The 17,966-nt window shown below is 65.8% G+C and carries 11 protein-coding genes; 4 read left to right on the top strand and 7 right to left on the bottom strand.

Going from position 1 to position 17,966, the window contains the following annotated elements:
• Positions 1 to 29: 29 nt before the first annotated feature.
• Both tfpB and EA798_RS10570 read right to left on the bottom strand, forming a co-directional pair.
• The gene (gene tfpB, locus EA798_RS10575) at positions 30 to 1,814 is read right to left on the bottom strand and encodes a type IV pilus assembly ATPase TfpB (protein ID WP_106156338.1); all 1,785 of its coding nucleotides are present in this window, start codon (positions 1,812 to 1,814) and stop codon (positions 30 to 32) included.
• Positions 1,815 to 1,919: 105 nt separating this feature from the next.
• The gene (locus EA798_RS10570) at positions 1,920 to 3,284 is read right to left on the bottom strand and encodes a CYTH domain-containing protein (protein ID WP_122098912.1); all 1,365 of its coding nucleotides are present in this window, start codon (positions 3,282 to 3,284) and stop codon (positions 1,920 to 1,922) included.
• Between the two features lie 113 nt (positions 3,285 to 3,397).
• Here EA798_RS10570 and EA798_RS10565 point away from each other — a divergent pair, with 113 nt between their 5' ends.
• The 4 genes from EA798_RS10565 to argA all read left to right on the top strand — a co-directional run bounded on the left by EA798_RS10565 (position 3,398) and on the right by argA (position 8,007).
• Entirely contained in the window at positions 3,398 to 4,075 is a 678-nt protein-coding gene (locus EA798_RS10565; protein ID WP_015278654.1) for a TIGR00153 family protein, read from the top strand.
• 38 nt (positions 4,076 to 4,113) lie between these two features.
• Positions 4,114 to 5,379, top strand: a complete 1,266-nt coding sequence (locus EA798_RS10560) for an inorganic phosphate transporter (RefSeq protein ID WP_106156333.1) — start codon at positions 4,114 to 4,116, stop codon at positions 5,377 to 5,379.
• A 129-nt stretch (positions 5,380 to 5,508) separates the two neighbouring features.
• A complete protein-coding gene (gene argE / locus EA798_RS10555; RefSeq protein WP_122098911.1) occupies positions 5,509 to 6,669 on the top strand; it encodes an acetylornithine deacetylase in 1,161 nt (386 codons plus the stop codon).
• Positions 6,670 to 6,708: 39 nt separating this feature from the next.
• Positions 6,709 to 8,007: an amino-acid N-acetyltransferase gene (gene argA / locus EA798_RS10550; RefSeq protein WP_106156329.1), complete on the top strand. Its 1,299-nt coding sequence runs from the start codon at positions 6,709 to 6,711 to the stop codon at positions 8,005 to 8,007.
• A 33-nt stretch (positions 8,008 to 8,040) separates the two neighbouring features.
• On the opposite strand, the gene EA798_RS10545 is transcribed toward argA, so the two are convergent.
• From EA798_RS10545 to bcsC, 5 genes are all read right to left on the bottom strand, one after another.
• Positions 8,041 to 9,777 carry a CocE/NonD family hydrolase gene (locus tag EA798_RS10545; RefSeq protein ID WP_122098910.1) on the bottom strand — a complete coding sequence of 579 codons (1,737 nt, stop codon included), beginning with the start codon at positions 9,775 to 9,777 and terminating at the stop codon, positions 8,041 to 8,043.
• 209 nt (positions 9,778 to 9,986) lie between these two features.
• Positions 9,987 to 11,564, bottom strand: coding sequence for a glutamate--cysteine ligase (gene gshA / locus EA798_RS10540; protein WP_122098909.1), 1,578 nt, complete (start codon positions 11,562 to 11,564; stop codon positions 9,987 to 9,989).
• Between the two features lie 113 nt (positions 11,565 to 11,677).
• The gene (locus tag EA798_RS10535) at positions 11,678 to 12,067 is read right to left on the bottom strand and encodes a PaaI family thioesterase (RefSeq protein ID WP_106156323.1); all 390 of its coding nucleotides are present in this window, start codon (positions 12,065 to 12,067) and stop codon (positions 11,678 to 11,680) included.
• 2 nt (positions 12,068 to 12,069) lie between these two features.
• Positions 12,070 to 14,403, bottom strand: coding sequence for a Tex family protein (locus EA798_RS10530; protein WP_122098908.1), 2,334 nt, complete (start codon positions 14,401 to 14,403; stop codon positions 12,070 to 12,072).
• 97 nt (positions 14,404 to 14,500) lie between these two features.
• Positions 14,501 to 17,962 carry a cellulose synthase complex outer membrane protein BcsC gene (gene bcsC / locus EA798_RS10525; protein ID WP_122098907.1) on the bottom strand — a complete coding sequence of 1,154 codons (3,462 nt, stop codon included), beginning with the start codon at positions 17,960 to 17,962 and terminating at the stop codon, positions 14,501 to 14,503.
• Positions 17,963 to 17,966 lie beyond the last annotated feature (4 nt).

Genomic DNA, 17,966 nt, shown 5'->3' with positions numbered 1-17,966 from the left:
CCCGTGGGGCCTGCCCGGCTTTCCTGTGTTTACTTCTGCTCGCTCTGCGGCGTCACCCGTAGCACTTCTTCGACGGTGGTCAGGCCGGCGGCGATCTTCTGCGCACCGGACAGGCGCAGGCTGCGCATGCCGTCCTTGAAGGCCTGGCGGCGCAGGGCAACGATATCGGTATCGGCGGTGATCAGCGGTTTGATCGCATCGTTCAGCAGCATGATCTCGTAAACCCCAGCCCGGCCGCGGAAGCCCGTGTCGCGACATTCCAGGCAGCCCACCGCCTGCTGCGCGGTGGTCGGCAGCGGGGCGTTCCAGGGCTTGGTCAGCGCGGCCCAGTCGTCTGCATCGAGCTGCATCGGCGCCTTGCAGTGCGGGCACAGCGTGCGCACCAGGCGTTGGGCCATGACGCCGAGCAGGGTGGCCTTGAGCAGGTAGTGCGGTACACCCAGTTCCAGGAGGCGGGTGATCGCGCTGGGCGCGTCGTTGGTGTGCAGCGTGGAGAGCACCAGGTGGCCGGTCAGCGCGGCCTGGATGGCCATCTCCGCGGTTTCCAGGTCGCGGATCTCGCCGACCATGATGATGTCCGGGTCCTGACGCATCAGCGCGCGCACGCCGCTGGCGAAGGTCAGCTCGATGTTGTGCTGCACCTGCATCTGGTTGAAGGCGCCCTCGATCATCTCGATCGGGTCCTCGATGGTGCAGACGTTCACCTCCGGCGTGGCCAGCTGCTTGAGCGTGGTGTAGAGCGTGGTGGTCTTGCCCGAACCGGTCGGCCCGGTGACCAGGATGATGCCGTTGGGCTGGCTGGTCATGCTCTGCCAGCGGCGCAGGTCATCGGCGGAAAAGCCCAGCTGGTCGAAGCCCTTGAGCAGCACCTCGGGGTCGAAGATGCGCATCACCATCTTCTCGCCGAAGGCGGTCGGTAGTGTCGACAGGCGCAGCTCGACTTCGCCGCCGTCCGGCGTCTTGGTCTTGACCCGGCCGTCCTGCGGCTTGCGCTTCTCGGCGACGTTCATGCGGCCGAGGGACTTCAGCCGGCTGACCACCGCCATCGTGACCTGCGGCGGGAACTGGTAGACGTTGTGCAGCACGCCATCGATACGGAAACGCACCGTGCCCTGCTCGCGGCGCGGTTCGATGTGGATATCGCTGGCGCGCTGCTGGAAGGCGTACTGGAACAGCCAGTCGACGATATTGACGATGTGCGAGTCGTTGGCGTCCGGCTCCTGATCGCTGGCGCCGAGGTTGAGCAATTGCTCGAAGTTGCCGACGCCGCTGATCTTCTGGTCCGTGCCGCTGGCGCCGCTGACCGACTTGGCCAGGCGGTAGAACTCGACGGTGAAGCGCTGGATGTCCGTCGGGTTGGCCACCACGCGCTTGATCGGCCGCTTGAGCACGTGGGTCAGGTTGGCTTCCCAGCCGTGCACGAACGGCTGGCTGCTGGCGATGGTCACGGCGCTGGCGTCCACCGCCACGGCGAGGATGCTGTGGCGCTGGGCAAAGGCATAGGACATCAGCGGGGTGACGGCAGCGACGTCGATCTTCAGCGGATCGATGCGCAGGTAAGGCTGACCGGCACGCTCTGCCAGCCAGACGGTCAGCGTTTCCAGATCGAGCTTCTTGCCCGGCCGCTGCAGGTCGTCGAGCTGCTGCGCGGCGAGGAATTCCAGCGGATGCTGCTGGTTGGCCACCGCGCTGCGGCGGACCGTCAGGCATTGCTCGGCGCTGTCCTGTGCGACCCGCCCCTGGGCGACCAGCTCGCGCAACAGATCGTTGAGATCGAGAGGGCGGTCCTGGGCGGGGGCGTTCAACACGGACATGGGATTCCTTCGATGCGGCGGCGGGGAAATCCAAGCTTGCCGCTAAATACCCGGCGTTGTCTGCCGCCGGGATTCAACTTTGTGCAGCCGGCTCGGTCCTGGCGTTTATTTCTCCAGCAGCTTCCAGGCCTTGAGCGTCCAGACCAGGTGCGCCTGCTCGACGCGCCGCTCCAGCGCGTCCTCGACCAGCGGTTGCCGGGCCAACTCATGCAATTTGGCCAGCTCGCCATACAGACGATCGACCTCAGGCAGCTCCAGCACGCTGCGCGCCATGTGCAGCCAGACCAGCAGACGCTCCATGCGCGGGCTCTGTTCGGCGAGGTCCTCGGGTTGCTGCTGGTAACGCGGAAGTTGCAGCGCCTTGGCTTCCTCGGCCAGCAGATGCAGCAGCCATTTGCCCAGCTCGGCCGCACCCTGGCGGTCGCCACGGGCGTTGCGGCCTTCGGTCCAACTGCGTTGCAGCAGCCACAGCGAGGTTTTCAGCGACAGCAGGCCCCAGCGGGTCTGCCCAAGTTCTTCGGCGAACTGTCCTGGCGCAGCCTTGCGCAGACCCTCGTCGTCCTGGCCGGCCTCGACACGCGGGCGCCAGTCCTGGATCAGCGCGTCGAGCAGCTCGCGCAGTTCGCGGCTGCTGGCGCGCGGGGCGGCCTGGCCGAGGCTGCCGAGCAGCGCGCGCAACTCGATCAGCTGCTGCAGCCATTCGCCGAGCAGTTTCCAGCGGCCATTGAAACGGTACTGTTCGGCCAGGCGCTGGCTGTTACCCAGCAGCTGCCAGCCCAGGGCGACCACCGCATCGTCCAGCGGCATCGTGGCGTCGAGTTCCGGTGCCGGCAGTTGCAGGCTGTAGCCATCCGCGTCGTGCAGGCGATAGCCGCGTTCAGCCTTGCTGATATCGCAGGGCATCAGCGGCAGGTCGGCAGCCAGCTCGGCGGCCAGCTCCAACAGCGCTTCGGGATCGCCCTGGCGCAGTTCGAGTTCCAGCTCGCAGATCTCCTCGGACTGCTTGCCGGCCTTGACCTGGCCCAGGTCCAGCGCGGCCTCGATGATCACCCTGGTCTTGCCACGGCCCCAGGCGATCTCGGCCTTTTCGCGAACGAAGTCGGTGGTGAAGATCGGTTTCAGGGTCTTCTTGTCCAGTTCGGCGAGGCTGGCCGGCCAGCAGTCGTCGCCGAGCTTCTTGATGTCGAGCTTGGCCTTGTCCAGATACCAGTCCCATTCGTTGCGCTCGGAAAGGCCTGCGACACTTTGACCGCGGCTCTTCAAGGTCTGGATGAACTGCTCGCCATCGCGGCGCAAGCGCAGCGCGACGCGGGCCTGGGCAAGCGCGCGGTCGGCGGTGTCGTAATACTGGTTGAACAGCTCATGGCGCGACCAGCCGCTCTTGTTGCGCTTCTTCAGCAACGGGTGTTCGCGCAGGGCGAGCAGGGTTTCGCGGCTGGCGCGTAGCTTGATTTCGGTTTCTTTCTGCATGATGCCGACTGGGTGCCTATGATGTGTTGGTGTTGCCGCCTGATGACACACGGTAGCAGGCGTGATGGCCTGTCCGTATACTTGCCGCCTCTTTCAAGCCGGGGCTTTACCCTATGCCAGTCAATCCTTTCGTCAGCTTGTTCGGACGTTCGCCAATCGGCCCGATGCAGCAGCATATGGCCAAGTCGCATGAGTGTGCGGCGAACCTGGTACCGCTGTTCCAGGCGGTCATGGCCGAAGACTGGGAGAAGGTCGAGCAGATCCAGCAGCAGATGGCGCAGCTGGAAAACGAGGCCGACAAGCTGAAGAAGAGCGTCCGTCAGCACCTGCCGAAAAGCCTGTTTCTGCCGGTGCCGCGTTCCGATCTTCTTGATCTGCTGAGTGTACAGGACAAGATCGCCAATCGTGCCAAGGACATCGCCGGCCTGATGCTGGGCCGCTGCATGACCATCCCGCAGCCGCTGCAACCGCAGATGCTGGCTTATGTTCAGCGCACCGTCGACGCCAGCGCCCAGGCGCTCAAGGCGTTGAAAGAGCTGGACTCGCTGCTGGAAACCGGCTTCAGCGGCCGCGAAGCCACTCTCGTCGAAAAAATGGTCGAGGAGCTCGAGGAAATCGAGCGTGAAACCGACCGCATGCAGATCACGGTTCGCCGTGCCCTGTTCAATCTGGAAAAGGACTTGCCAGCAGTCGACGTGATCTTTCTCTACAAGATCATCGAATGGATCGGTGATGTAGCCGACCGCGCCGAGCGCGTCGGCAACCGTCTGGAACAATTGCTGGCGCGCTAAGGCGCCAGCGTCCTTTCTGGGTTCAACAGGTAATTCTTATGTCCTTTATCGCGGATTACGGCTTCGTACTCCTGGTGCTCGCCTGCATGTTCGGTTTCTTCATGGCCTGGGGCGTGGGCGCCAACGACGTGGCCAACGCCATGGGCACCTCGGTAGGCTCCCGCGCGCTGACCATCAAGCAGGCGATCGTCGTGGCGATGGTCTTCGAGTTCTGCGGCGCGTATCTGGCCGGTGGCCAGGTCACCGAAACGATCAAGAGCGGCATCGTCGACGCGTCGGCCATTCCGCCGGAACTGATGGTGCTGGGCATGATGTCGGCACTGCTGGCAGCCGGTACCTGGCTGCTGATCGCCTCGGTCAAGGGCTGGCCGGTATCGACCACGCACTCCATCGTCGGTGCCGTGATCGGCTTCGCCGCGGTGGGCATTTCGGTGGATGCGGTGCACTGGAGCGGCGTGGGCCCCATCGTCGCCAGCTGGGTCGTCTCGCCCATGCTCTCGGGCACCATCGCCTTCGGTCTGTTCATCAGCGTGCAGCGCCTGATCATCGATACCGATGAGCCGTTCCAGAACGCCAAGCGTTTCGTGCCGCTGTACATGTTCCTCACCGGTTTCATGGTTGCGCTGATGACCCTTTCCAAGGGCCTCAAGCACATCGGCCTGGACCTGAGCAGCGGGCAGAGCTTCATGTTGGCGGTCGGCGTCGGCGCACTGGTGATGCTGATCGGTATCGCCTTGCTGACGCGGATCAAGGTCGACGTGGAAGCCGACAAGGCGTTCCACTTCTCCAGCGTGGAGAAGGTCTTCGCCGTACTGATGATCTTCACCGCCTGTTCCATGGCCTTCGCCCACGGCTCCAATGATGTGGCCAACGCGGTGGGTCCGCTGGCGGCAGTGGTTGGCGTGCTGCAGTCGGAAGGTACTGCCGCCATTGGTGCCAAGGCCGCTGTGCCGGGCTGGGTGCTGCTGCTGGGCGCGATCGGTATCGTCATCGGCCTGGCGACCTACGGTTACAAGGTGATCGCCACCATCGGCAAGCAGATCACCGAGCTGACGCCAAGCCGCGGTTTCGCCGCCGAACTGGCTACTGCCACCACCGTGGTCGGCGCCTCGGCCATCGGCCTGCCGGTGTCCACCACCCATACGCTGGTCGGTGCGGTGCTCGGTGTGGGTATCGCTCGCGGTATCGGTGCGCTGAATCTGGGGGTGGTCGGCAAGATCTTCATGTCCTGGCTGGTGACCCTGCCGGTGGGTGCCGGCCTGGCCATCGTGTTCTTCCTCATTCTGCGCGCCATCTTCACCTGACGCCTCGCGCGGCTCGTGACTGCCGAAACGCCCCGTCGATCTGACGGGGCGTTTTCGTTTGCGGGTCCCGCCGTGGCGCGTTTCATGCTTCACTGCAGGCTCGTTCCGATTGCATCACGGAGGTAAGCGGTGCCTATTCCCTCGTTCAAGGAGCAGTTCGCGCAGCTCCTCGCGGCACCTTCGGTCAGCTGCACGCAGCCTGGCTGGGACCAGAGCAACCGCCCGGTGATCGAGCTGCTCGCGGCCTGGCTCGGTGAGCTGGGCTTTGCCTGCGAAACGCCGGAAGTGGCGCCCGGCAAGTTCAACCTGCTGGCCAGTTACGGCAGCGGCCCGGGCGGGCTGGTGCTGGCCGGGCACAGCGATACCGTGCCGTTCGATGCCGGGTTGTGGACGTCCGATCCGCTCAGGCTGCGTGAGGCCGACGGCCGCTGGTACGGCCTGGGTAGCTGTGACATGAAGGGTTTCTTCGCCCTGATCATCGAGGCGGTTCGGCCGCTGCTGGAGCAGCCGTTCCGCCGCCCATTGCTGATTCTCGCCACCTGCGATGAAGAGAGCTCGATGTCCGGCGCCCGTGCCCTGGCCGAAGCCGGAAAGCCGCTCGGGCGCGCCGCGGTGATCGGCGAGCCCACCGGCCTGCGCCCGGTACGCCTGCACAAGGGCATCATGATGGAGCGCATCGACATCCTCGGGCAGAGCGGTCATTCGTCGAATCCGGCCTACGGCCACAGTGCCCTGGAGGCGATGCACGGCGTGATGGGCGAGATGATGACGCTGCGCCGGCAGTGGCAGGGCGAATACGACAATCCGCTGTTCGACGTGCCCAAGCCGACACTCAACTTCGGCTGCATCCACGGCGGCGACAACCCCAACCGCATCTGCGGCCAGTGTTCGCTGGAGTTCGACCTGCGCCCGCTGCCGGGCATGGACCCGCAACAGCTGCGTGCCAGCATCCGCCAGCGGTTGCAGCCACTGGCCGAGCAGCATCAGGTGAAGATCGACCTGGCGCCGCTGTTCCCCGCGGTGCCGCCGTTCGAGCAGGCCGCGCAAAGCGAGCTGGTGCGCCTGGCCGAGCGTCTCACCGGTCACCGTGCCGAGGCGGTGGCGTTTGCCACCGAAGCGCCTTATCTTCAGCAGCTCGGCTGCGAAACGCTGGTGCTGGGCCCGGGTGACATCGCCTGCGCGCACCAGCCCGACGAGTACCTGCAACTCGACCGCATCGAGCCGACCCTGCAGCTGCTGCGTCGGATGATCGAGCACTACTGCCTGCAGCCGCAGACCGCCCCGAACTGATTACTTTCAGACGAACAAGACCGCCACGAAGGCTTTTTCATGCACGACTACGTCACCTGGCTTCGCGACTCCTCGCCCTACATCAATTCGCACCGTGACCGCACCTTCGTTGTCATGCTGCCGGGCGATGGCCTGGAGCATGCCAACTTCGCCAACATCGTCCACGACCTGGTGCTGCTGCACAGCCTCGGCGTGCGCCTGGTGCTGGTGTTCGGCTCGCGTCCGCAGATCGAGGCGCGCCTGGCCGCGCGAGGCATCGAGCCGCGCTTCCACCGCGACCTGCGCGTCACCGATGCGCCGACCATGGAATGCGTGATCGACGCGGTCGGGCAGCTGCGCATCGCCCTCGAGGCACGTCTGTCGATGGACATGGCTGCCTCGCCGATGCAGGGCGCGCGGCTGCGCGTGGCCGGTGGCAACTTCGTTACCGCGCGGCCGATCGGCGTGCTCGATGGCGTCGACCTGCATCACACCGGCGAGGTGCGCCGTATCGACCGCAAGGGCATCGGCCGATTGCTGGACGAGCGCACCATCGTGTTGCTCTCGCCGCTGGGTTATTCGCCGACCGGGGAGATCTTCAACCTCGCCTGCGAAGACGTTGCCACCCGTGCGGCCATCGATCTGCAGGCCGACAAGCTGGTGCTCTACGGCGCCGAGCCCGGCCTGCTCGACGAGAGCGGCAAGCTGGTGCGCGAGCTGCGCCCGCAACAGATCCCGGCCTACGTCGAGCGCCTCGGCAGCCAGTACCAGGCCGAGCTGCTGGATGCCGCCGCGCAGGCGTGCCGCGGCGGTGTGCGGCGCAGTCATGTGGTCAGCTATGCCGACGACGGAGCCTTGCTCAACGAACTGTTCACCCGCGATGGCGGCGGCACGCTGGTGACCCAGGAGCAGTTCGAGCAGCTGCGCGAGGCGACCATCGAGGACGTCGGCGGTCTCATCGATCTGATCACGCCACTGGAAGAGCAGGGCATTCTGGTACGGCGCTCGCGCGAAGTGCTGGAGCGGGAAGTCGAGCAGTTCAGCATCGTCGAGCGCGACGGGCTGATCATCGCCTGCGCGGCGCTTTATCCGATCGCCGATTCGGATGCCGGCGAGCTGGCCTGTCTGGCGGTCAATCCGGAGTACCGTCACGGCGGGCGCGGCGACGAGCTGCTCGAACGCATCGAGGAGCGCGCCCGGGCGCTGGGGTTGAAGAAACTCATCGTCCTCACCACCCGTACCGCGCACTGGTTCCGCGAGCGTGGCTTCGAGCCGATCAGCGTCGATCGCCTGCCGGCCGCGCGCGCCTCGCTGTACAACTTCCAGCGCAACTCGAAGATCTTCGAGAAGCCGCTCTGAACCGAAGGCGGGCCCATGGGCCCGCCTTTTCCGTCAGTGCAGGGGCAGTTCGACCGTTCCGCTCAGTTGCACGGTACTCGGTACGCGGGAGAAGCTCAGCGTGTACTGGGGATGGAAGCCATAAAGCATCAGCCCCACCTGATCGCCGTGATTGAGGCGCGTGCTGACGCCGATCAGCTCGGTCTGTCGGCTGCCGACTCCGCGCAGCGGTAGCACCTGATCGTTCAGCAGTTCGGTGCGGCCGCTGCCCATGCGCTTCACACCGATGCCGACGAACACGCGCGGATCCAGCTTGCCGAGACCTTCCACTTTGAAGTCTGCCAGGGGAATGCCTGCCAGGGTCTGCTCGCCACTGGCCTGGTACAGCGGCACGAAGCGTGGTGCGGTACCGAGTTCGGCGATCAGATGCGGAGGCAGCGTGGTGACCAGTTCGGTGAGGATCTTGCTGACCTGATCCGGACTGCCGGAACCGATCCCGCTCAGCGCCCCGAGCAGTACGCGTACCGCGTCTGCCGAGACGCGGCTGAGGACGTCCGACAGCGTCGCCGGATCGAGCTTGCGCAGCAGGTTCAGCACCAGATCGATGGACGGCGGACCGACCAGCAGACTGCCGCTCTGCGTGGCGAAGCGCTGGCCGCCGCGCATGACCTCATCGCCAATCACGCCGTGCTCGTTGCCTTGGGTGAAGCACACCCGCGGCATCTCGATGCGCTGTTGCAGCTTGCGCAGCTTGCCATCGAGAAAGCCATACGCCAGATCAGCGACCTGATAGTCCTGCGCGCCGCAGCGCACCTGGGCGGCCACCGAGCCGATCTGGCCGATCTGCAGGCCCGGCAGTACGTGGCCACCGTCGGACATCAGCAGATAGGCATCATTGCCGGCTTCGCGCAGGCAGTTGTAGTTCCACACCGCCTCGTTGCCGTTGAACAGGGTGTCGTTGATGCCCTGAATGATGAAGGCATCCACCCGTGGCGTGTTCATGCCACAGAATGCCCCGAGGCCGTGACCGGCCAGACGCTGGCGGGTGCTTTCGTCGACGTTGCCGCCCAGCGACTGGGCGTAGGCCTGAGTGACCCAGGGCGCCTGGTCGTTGATCGCGATCGCGCTGAGGAAGGTCAGCCAGAGGGTTTTCGGAACCGTGCCGGGCGTCAGGCTGTAGGACAGGTCATTCCAGGTGATCATCGGCACCAGCGCATCGAAGCGCGGATCGACACCTGCGCCGATCAGCTGGAAGCCGCCGCCGTAGCTCAGACCGATGCCACCCACCAGCGGGTCGCCACGCAGATAGGCCAAATGCGGCGTCAGCGCGCCCTCGGCCCAGTCGAGCAGGGTCTTGATGTCGCGTCCTTCGATCTGCGGATCCTGAACGTTAGCCCGACCGCCGCTTTCGCCGAACCCGCGCTGGTCGAATGTCATGACGAAGTAGCCGTTCTCCCAGGCCTTGCGTGCCGTGGCGGTTAGCGAGTCGCTTTCGCTGAGATCGGTGGAACGGCTGCCGCCCCAGCCATGGCTGTACATCAGCAGTGGCGCGGCCTGGCCTTTGCTCAGTGCAGGCTGGAAGACAGTGACTGCTAGCGGGGTGCCATCGAAGGATGTGATGGTCAGGTCGTAGCGCAGGGCCGAGAGTGCCGGCCCGCCGCCGCTGATCGCACCGGCGATCGGGGGGCTGGCGGCGTCGACGGTGGCAGGCTGGCTCAACCCCAGCAGACTACCCAGCAGGACGGCGACGGATGTGCCACGCAGGCGGCGCAGCATCGAATGCAGGGACATAACGCACCTCTTTTTGTTGTTGTTCTGGCTTGTTTCGGTCGACCGGGCAGACGCGGCGAGGCGCCCCGGATGTACGCATGACCGGACGTTAGAGCGAAGCTGGGCGGGGAAAATTTCGTAGAGCGGCGTCGCCGCGCGGGGCTGCCCACGCGGCGCTTAGGCTAGAGCGTCTATGACGCCCTATAAGCCTGGCTGATGATGGCTGGCAGTCAGAGGCTGAGGCTGCGCTGGTATTCGGCGACGAAGCTGTCGAAATCCAGTTCGTCTGCCGCTTCCATTGCGGCCTGCCGCTCCAGGGACTGCCGTGCGGCGGCTTCGAACTGCGCCAGCTCGGCGGCACTCGGAGCCCGGCTGCGGAAGTAGTCGGCATGAGCCCGGGTCTGGCGCAGGGCGAACTGGCTGAAGCTCTCGCCGTTGCGGCGCAGCTCGTCGAGCACGCGCGCCGAGGGCGTCAGGCTGCTGTCGGCGACCTTGGCCCGTTGCTCGGCAAGCGCCGTGGCGTGGCGAGCGTCGCCATGGCTGCGATCGAGGAGGGCAGCGACCTGAGCGATCTCGTCGAGCAGTTGCCTGGCCCAGTCGCTCAGCAGCACGTTCTCGCCGCAGCGTTGCAGTTCGAGTCCTGGCCGACGGCCTTCCTTGACCACTTTGAGGAAGTTGTCGGTGGCCACGCCGCATTCGCCGTCGGCAAGGCAGGGGCTGTCATTCAGGGCACAGAACAGCAGGAAGGCATCGAGGAAATGCGCTTCGCTGGCGTCGATGCCCAGCGGCAGGAATGGATTGATGTCCAGGCAGCGCACTTCGATGTATTGGATGCCGCGGGCGCGCAGGGCCTGCAGCGGGCGCTCGCCGGTGGCGGTGACGCGCTTGGGACGGATGTTGGAGTAGTACTCGTTTTCGATCTGCAGCACGTTGGTGTTGAGCTGCTGCCAGTTGCCGGCGGCATCCTTGATGCCCATCGCCGCATAGGGGGCGTACGGCGTGGACACGGCGCGGAAGAGGCTTTCGGTGTAGCTTTCCAGGTTGTCATAGCAGGGCGTGAGGCCGGCCTGGGCGTTGTTCTGGTAGCCCAGGTCGCTCATGCGCAGGCTGGTGGCGTAAGGCAGATACAGGGTGTCGGCGTCGAGGGATTCCAGCTGATGCGCACGCCCTCGCAGGAAACCGGCATCCAGCGCCGGCGACGCGCCGAACAGGTACATCAGCAGCCAGCTGTAACGGCGGAAGTTGCGGATCACCGCGATGTAGCGCGTCGAACGGTAGTCCTGCGCCGAACTTGCGTCGCCGTCATCGGCCTGCAGCACCGGCCACAGCGCCTCGGGCAGCGAGAAGTTGTAGTGGATGCCGGCGATGCACTGCATGGTCTTGCCGTAGCGCAGGGCCAGACCCTGGCGGTAGACGTGCTTGAGCCGGCCGATATTGGAGCTGCCGTATTCGGCGATCGGGATGTCCGCCTCGCTTGGCAGCGGGCAGGGCATCGAAGGGCTCCAGAGGAATTCGTCGTCGAGCTTGGCATAGGTGAAGCGGTGGATCGCTTCGAGTTCGGCCAGGGTGTTCTGCGGGTCCTGGTCGGTGCCGGTGATGAACTCCAGCAGCGCTTCCGAATAATCGGTGGTGATCTGCGGGTGAGTCAGCGCCGAACCCAGCGCGATGGGGTGCGGCGTCATCGCCAGCTGGCCGCGAGCGTCGACGCGCAGGCATTCGCGTTCGATCCCGTGCAGGCATTGGCTGAGCAGTGGCAGGTGGGTGGGCTCGGCCAGCAATGCCAGGCGATGGGAGAGAAGTGCGCTCAACTTGTGGATTCCTTCACGCGACAGTCGGCCCAATATGGGGATGGAAGCGCCGCTTCACAAGAGGCAGCGTTGCTTCGACCGCTGTCGACGCGTGCCGGCTCCGCGAACGGCCACTAGAGGCAGGCGAAGGTCGCCTGGGCCTTGGCGATCAGTTTTTCGCCCTGATGGACCTCGGCTTCCAGCACCTGGGTGCGCCGGCCGCCATGCACCACCCAGGCGCGGCAACGCAGCTCGCCGTCGCTCACCGGGCGGATGTAGTTGACCTTGCATTCCAGCGTCACGCTGTTCGGCGAGCCATCGCCGAGGCTGTGGCTGGCCTGGCCCATGGCGGTGTCGATCAGCGAGAACAACGCGCCACCGTGCAGCTTGCCATGCAGATTGCGCAAGCCATCGTGCATGGTCAGGCCGAGCACCGCCTCGCCGTTGCCGACCTGGTGAATTTCCAGGCCGAGCAGGCGGCCGAAGGCGCTGGAGCTGCCCACCGCCTCGACTTGAACGCTCATGCTTACTTCCTCAGCTGCTTGGCGTTGGCGAACAGCGCGGCCATGGCGGCGTTGGCCGGTGCCGGCTTGTCTTCCTTGGCATGACGCTCACTGCGCGGCGCGTTGCCGCGTGGCTGTCCGCCAGCTCCACGGGACTGTCCGCCCCGCGGCCCATCGGTCTTGGCGCCGGGCGTATCGCTCATGCGCATGGACAGGCCGACGCGCTGGCGCGGGATGTCCACTTCCATGACCTTGACCTTGACGATGTCGCCGGCCTTGACCACCTCGTAGGGGTCCTTGACGAACTTCTCCGACAGCGCACTGATGTGCACCAGACCGTCCTGATGCACGCCGATGTCGACGAAGGCACCGAAGTTGGTCACGTTGGTCACCACGCCTTCGAGCACCATGCCCGGCTCCAGATCGCTGAGTTTCTCGACGCCATCCTGGAATTCGGCAGTCTTGAACTCCGGGCGCGGGTCGCGGCCGGGCTTTTCCAGCTCCTGGAGAATGTCGCTGACGGTCACCAGGCCGAAGCTCTCATCGGTGAACTGCTTCGGATCGAGCCGCTTGAGGAACGCCGAGTCGCCGATCAGCGAGCGGATATCGCGCCCGGTATCGGCAGCGATGCGCTTGACCAGCGGATAGGTTTCCGGGTGCACCGCCGAGGCGTCCAGCGGGTTCTCGCCATTCATCACGCGGAGGAAGCCGGCGGCCTGCTCGAAGGTCTTGTCGCCCAGCCGCGGTACCTTCTTCAGCTCGCTGCGCGACTTGAACGCACCGTTGGCATCGCGGAACTGCACGATGTTCTGCGCCAGCGTCGAGTTGAGACCGGAGATACGCGCCAGCAGGGCAGCGGAAGCGGTATTCACATCGACGCCGACGGCATTCACGCAGTCCTCGACCACTGCGTCCAGCGAACGCGCCAGCTTGAGCTGGGAGACGTCGTGCTGGTACTGACCGACGCCGATGGATTTGGGGTCAATCTTCACCAGCTCGGCCAGCGGGTCCTGCAGGCGGCGGGCAATGGACACAGCGCCACGCAGGGACACGTCCAGATCGGGAAACTCCTTGGCCGCCAGTTCCGAAGCCGAATACACCGAGGCGCCTGCTTCGCTGACCATGATCTTGGTGAGCTTGAGACCCGGCACCTTCTTGATCAGCTCGCCGGCCAGCTTGTCCGACTCGCGGCTGGCGGTGCCGTTGCCGATGGCGATCAGGTCGACCGCATGCTTGGCGCACAGCTTGGCGAGGATCGCCAGGGTGCCGTCCCAGTCGTTGCGCGGGGCGTGCGGGTAGACGGTGGCGGTTTCCAGCAGCTTGCCGGTGGCGTCGACCACCGCGACCTTGCAGCCGGTGCGCAGGCCCGGGTCCAGCGCCAGAGTCGCACGCGGGCCAGCCGGCGCGGCGAGCAGCAGGTCATGCAGGTTGCGGGCAAAGACGCCGATGGCGTCATCCTCGGCCTTGTCGCGCAGCTCGCCGAGCAGATCGGTTTCCAGATGGGTGTAGAGCTTGACCTTCCACGTCCAGCGCACCACTTCGCCCAGCCACTTGTCGGCGGCACGACCGCGGTTGGCGATGCCGAAGCGTTCGCCGATCATGCCTTCGCCCGGGTGCATGCTGCCGGGCACTTCATCGCCGACCTTGAGGCTTACGCTGAGGATGCCTTCGTTGCGGCCGCGGAAGATCGCCAGCGCACGGTGCGAAGGGGTGTTCTTGAGCACTTCGTCATGCTCGAAGTAGTCGCTGAACTTGGCGCCTTCGTTCTCCTTGCCCGGCACCACGCGGGCGCTGAGGGTGGCGTTGTGCTTGAGGAACTCGCGCAGTTTGGCCAGCAGGTCGGCGTCTTCGGCGAAGCGCTCCATGAGGATGTACTTGGCACCTTCAAGTACGGCCTTCACATCGGCGAAGCCCTTCTCGGCGTCGATGAAGCGCTCGGCTTCCTGTTCAGGGGCGAGCTCGGGATTGCCGAACAGCGCATCGGCCAGCTCGCCGAGACCGGCTTCCAGGGCGATCTGGCCCTTGGTGCGGCGCTTCTGCTTGTAGGGCAGGTAGAGGTCTTCGAGGCGGGTCTTGGTGTCGGCGAGGTCGATCTCGCGCTTGAGCTCGGGGGTCAGCTTGCCCTGTTCCTCGATGCTGGCAAGGATCGAGACGCGGCGCTCGTCCAGCTCGCGCAAGTAGCGCAGGCGCTCTTCGAGGTTACGCAGCTGGGTATCGTCGAGGCTGCCGGTGACTTCCTTGCGGTAGCGGGCGATGAAGGGAACGGTGGAGCCTTCGTCGAGCAGCGCCACGGCGGCGGCGACCTGTTGCGGGCGCACGCCCAGCTCGTTGGCGATACGGGAATTGATGCTGTCCATGTGGTGTCCTGCGGGCGGAATGACGGCCGGCCGGCCAGAAAAGCGGGCAAGTATAACTGCGCCCGCTTCAGCTGGGTCGGTCAGGACGACCGCTTCGTCAGCGGAAATCCGCGTATGGCGTCAGAGGTTCGACCGGCAGAGGGAGGTTTCCGCGCCAGGGCATCAGGTTATAGCGCAGGTAGAGCAGCGCGCGGCTGGGGGCGTAGTCCTTGCTCTGCAGCAGGCTGATGCCGCCGCCCAGGACGAAATGATCGCTCAGGCGCCGTTCGAACAATCCCTGCAGTCGATAGCTGATGCCGCGATTGGTCGAGCCTTCGCTTGCGCTGTTGGCGAGGCCCGGATCGAGCACTTCCAGCCGGCGTCGGTGCGAGCCAAGCGGGTAGTCCGGGCCGCCATCGCTTTGCGATACCGACCAGCCCACGCTGCTTTCCAGCAGCACGGACCAGTCTTCGTTACGCCAGGCATAGCTCACCGGCACGCTGATGGAGTTGTAGTTCTGCGGGCTCCAGTAGCCGCCCTGGCCCAGGGTGTAGCCACTCAGGTCCTTGTCGTAACCGAAGTGGATGAACGTCAGGCCGGTACGCACGCGCTCCCTGGGGCTGTCGACCAGCTTGTAGTAGTAGCCGGTCATCGCCGTGGTGCGATTGTTGCGCGCGACGTTGTCGCCAAGCAGCCAATGATAGCCCAGCGAGGCCCATACGCCATGCGCGCCGCCCTGGTCCCAGCTCAAGCCAAGGCTGCTGCCGTTCGCGGTCACGGCGCCCCACTGCTCGCCTGTCACCGGGTCGCGACTGCCACCATAGGACAGCAGGGAATTGCTCATCGGCCGGCGCGAAGCAGTGAGCGACAGGCCGAAGGGCCCGGCGTCGCCGCGGCCGGTGATACCGCCGTAGACATTATTGATCTCGAACCCCTGGGTCAGGCCCAGATCGGCTTCCCAGCGCTCGTCACGCCAACCGCCGGCCAGCACCGCGGCTTCGGCCTGCTGACGCTGGTCCGCGCATTTGCCGTTGTCGAACGCGCAGGTACCAAAGGGGGCGTCGCTTTCGAGCTTGCCGGCATCCAGTGCCAGCCGCTCGGCGCGGACAAAGCTGCGCCCATTGGCTGCCGGCCATTCCACGTGCAACAGCGTCGTGTCGGTCAGCAGTTCGGAGATGCCCGGGGTGCCGTCGTCGTTGCGCCAGCCGTGGTCATGCAGCAGCGTCACGGTGACATCCTGCTGCTGGTGCAGGTTCGCCACATCGCTGCGCAGGCTGCGGATCAGCCAGTCGTCCGTTTCGTTCTCGCGGGTAGCCTGGGTCAGATCGGCGTCGCTCGCGCCTTCCGGCACCAGTTCGGCATCCACCATGGCCTTGCGGTAGTAACCCATCGCACGGTCCGGCTCGGTCCTGGCCAGCAGACGTGCCGTATCGCGGCGCAGCAGCGGGTCCGGCTCCTCGACCTGAGTCTCCAGCTGCTCGAGCATCTGCCGGGCCTTTGCCACTTCGCCGACCGCCGCCCAGCTGTTGGCCAGGCGCCGAATGGCGTTCGGCTCGTCGTTGCCGAACTGTGGCGGTGCGTCACGCAGGGCCTGGCTGGCTTCGTTCACCTGTCCCGCGGCGAGCAGCAGCTCGATCTGGGCGAGTCGTGCCGCGGCGTGTTCCGGATCGATTCGCAGCGCGCGTGCCAGATAGGACTGTGCCGCGCCTGGCTCGCCGCGCTCCACCGCCCAGTCGGCCAACAGCAGGAGGTCGTCCACCGAGTCTCCATGGCTGCGCAGGCGCTGCTGCATCAGTTCGGCGGCCGCGGTTTCGCGCCCTGCCGCGCGCAGCTTGGCTACGCGCGACATGAATTCGCGCCGCTCGACACGCGTCGCAAGCGCGCGGATGTCATCGTTCCAGTCGCTCGCCTTGACCTGCTGCAGGCTGGCCAGGGCCTGGGCATCGCGTTCGGCCGCGGCGAGGTAGAGCGCATGTGCATAGCGTGTGGTCGGATCACCGGGCTTGCGCGCGAGCAAGTCATCGAAGGTGCTGTCCGCCTCGTAGTAGGCGCCCTGCATACGTAGTGAGTTGGCCAGGCGGTAGGTCAGCCACGGGTCATTCGGATCGAGCTTGCGAGCCTGGCGCAGTGCCTCGCTCGCCGCACCCTGGTCGCCGCGCTCCAGTGCCTGGTCGGCCTGTAGCTGATAGCGAGCCAGGAGCAAAGCATTGCGCAGTTCGTTGAATTCCTGGCGCTGGGGTGCAGCAAGGGTTTCGATGAATGCCAGCGCGCGCTCCGCGGATTCTGCTCGATAGAGGCGCACCAGCCCGCGGATCGCGCCGCCGTTGGCCGGGTCACGCGCAAGCAGGCGCCGATAGGCGGTTTCGGCTTCGGCGGTGCGACCTTCGGCTTCGGCGACCTGGGCCAGACCGAGCGCGGCGAAGGGGCTATCGGGCTGTTGCCTGAGCGCACGGGTATACAGCGCCGCCGCTTCGTGGGTCCGCTGCTGTTCCAGTGCCTGGTCGGCCTGCTCGAGGGTGAGCCAGTAACGGGTCGAGTCGATCAGGTCGCTCCACTTGCTCAGGTTGTCGATGTCGGCCTCGTTGTTCTTGGCTCGCTGGAAGTACACCAGGGCTTCCGGGCGGTGACCGGGGCGCATGAGGGCAAGGCCCAGGCCGCCGAGCAGTTCGGGGTCCTTCGGGTAGCCGCGCAAGGCCTGGCGGAATTTGGCTTCCGCGGCTTCGTCCTGGCCCTGATCGAGCAAGCGCAGGCCCTCTTGGCCGGCCCGCCAGAGCGGGTCGGCGAGCAACCGCTGCTGCCGCTCCAGGTGTTGCCGGGCGTCACTGGCGAAGCGCCCGTTCGGATAACGCTCGAGAAAGGCCTTCCAGGCCTTGGGTCCGTTATCGTCGATCCGCCTGGTAGCCAGGTACTCGAACTCCCGCTGTGCCGCAGCGTCGGTCGCCACCGGGTTTCGGCCCAACTCGGCCAGCAATGCCAGCGCCGCCTTGTCCTGCCCATCGGCAAACAGCAGATTCGCCAGCAACTGGCGTAGCTGGGGGTTGCCCGGGTACTCGTCGTCCAGGCGGCGCAACGCATCGATCGCCGACGTGCGCTGCCCTGGCTGGGCGCTGCGCAGGCGCCAGTATTCGACGGCCAGCTCCAGTGTCGGTGGCTGGTCGCCATAGAGGGCTTTGAAGCCCTGCAGCGCGTCATCCGGCCGGCCAGCCAGGGCTGCCAGACGGGCCTGCTGCAGGCGCTGTTGGCCCGCTTCACTGCTCAGCTCTACGAGCATCCGCCCGGTTCGCTCGGCCTCGCTACCAGCAGCGGTCTGCTGCAGGTTCTGCTGCAGCGCCGCCAGTTGCTGCAGGTCTCGCTGGCGCAAGGCAAGCCGCATCTGCGCCAGCGTTGCCTGGGCATGGCTGGGCGCGACACGTTGCAGCCGTGTCAGGGCGTCACGAACCAGCTCGTCACGGTTGACGGCTTCGGCGGCATGTACCTGTGCCAGCAGCCACTGGGCCTGCTCGGCACGATCGGCCGGGATCTCGGCATGGCTCCAGATCGGCAGCAATGCCGCGAGCAATAGAAGCGGGGGCTTGCGCATGGTG

Origin of the sequence: Pseudomonas songnenensis, from assembly GCF_003696315.1 — a bacterium.
GTDB lineage: Bacteria > Pseudomonadota > Gammaproteobacteria > Pseudomonadales > Pseudomonadaceae > Stutzerimonas > Stutzerimonas songnenensis.
This window is presented reverse-complemented; position numbering and strand designations above follow the sequence as displayed.

Coding starts and splice junctions, on each gene's coding strand:
- tfpB (WP_106156338.1), bottom strand. CDS start 1,814: ATGTCCGTGTTGAACGCCCCCGCCCAGGACCGCCCTCTCGATCTCAAC.
- EA798_RS10570 (WP_122098912.1), bottom strand. CDS start 3,284: ATGCAGAAAGAAACCGAAATCAAGCTACGCGCCAGCCGCGAAACCCTG.
- EA798_RS10565 (WP_015278654.1), top strand. CDS start 3,398: ATGCCAGTCAATCCTTTCGTCAGCTTGTTCGGACGTTCGCCAATCGGC.
- EA798_RS10560 (WP_106156333.1), top strand. CDS start 4,114: ATGTCCTTTATCGCGGATTACGGCTTCGTACTCCTGGTGCTCGCCTGC.
- argA (WP_106156329.1), top strand. CDS start 6,709: ATGCACGACTACGTCACCTGGCTTCGCGACTCCTCGCCCTACATCAAT.
- EA798_RS10545 (WP_122098910.1), bottom strand. CDS start 9,777: ATGTCCCTGCATTCGATGCTGCGCCGCCTGCGTGGCACATCCGTCGCC.
- EA798_RS10535 (WP_106156323.1), bottom strand. CDS start 12,067: ATGAGCGTTCAAGTCGAGGCGGTGGGCAGCTCCAGCGCCTTCGGCCGC.
- EA798_RS10530 (WP_122098908.1), bottom strand. CDS start 14,403: ATGGACAGCATCAATTCCCGTATCGCCAACGAGCTGGGCGTGCGCCCG.
- bcsC (WP_122098907.1), bottom strand. CDS start 17,962: ATGCGCAAGCCCCCGCTTCTATTGCTCGCGGCATTGCTGCCGATCTGG.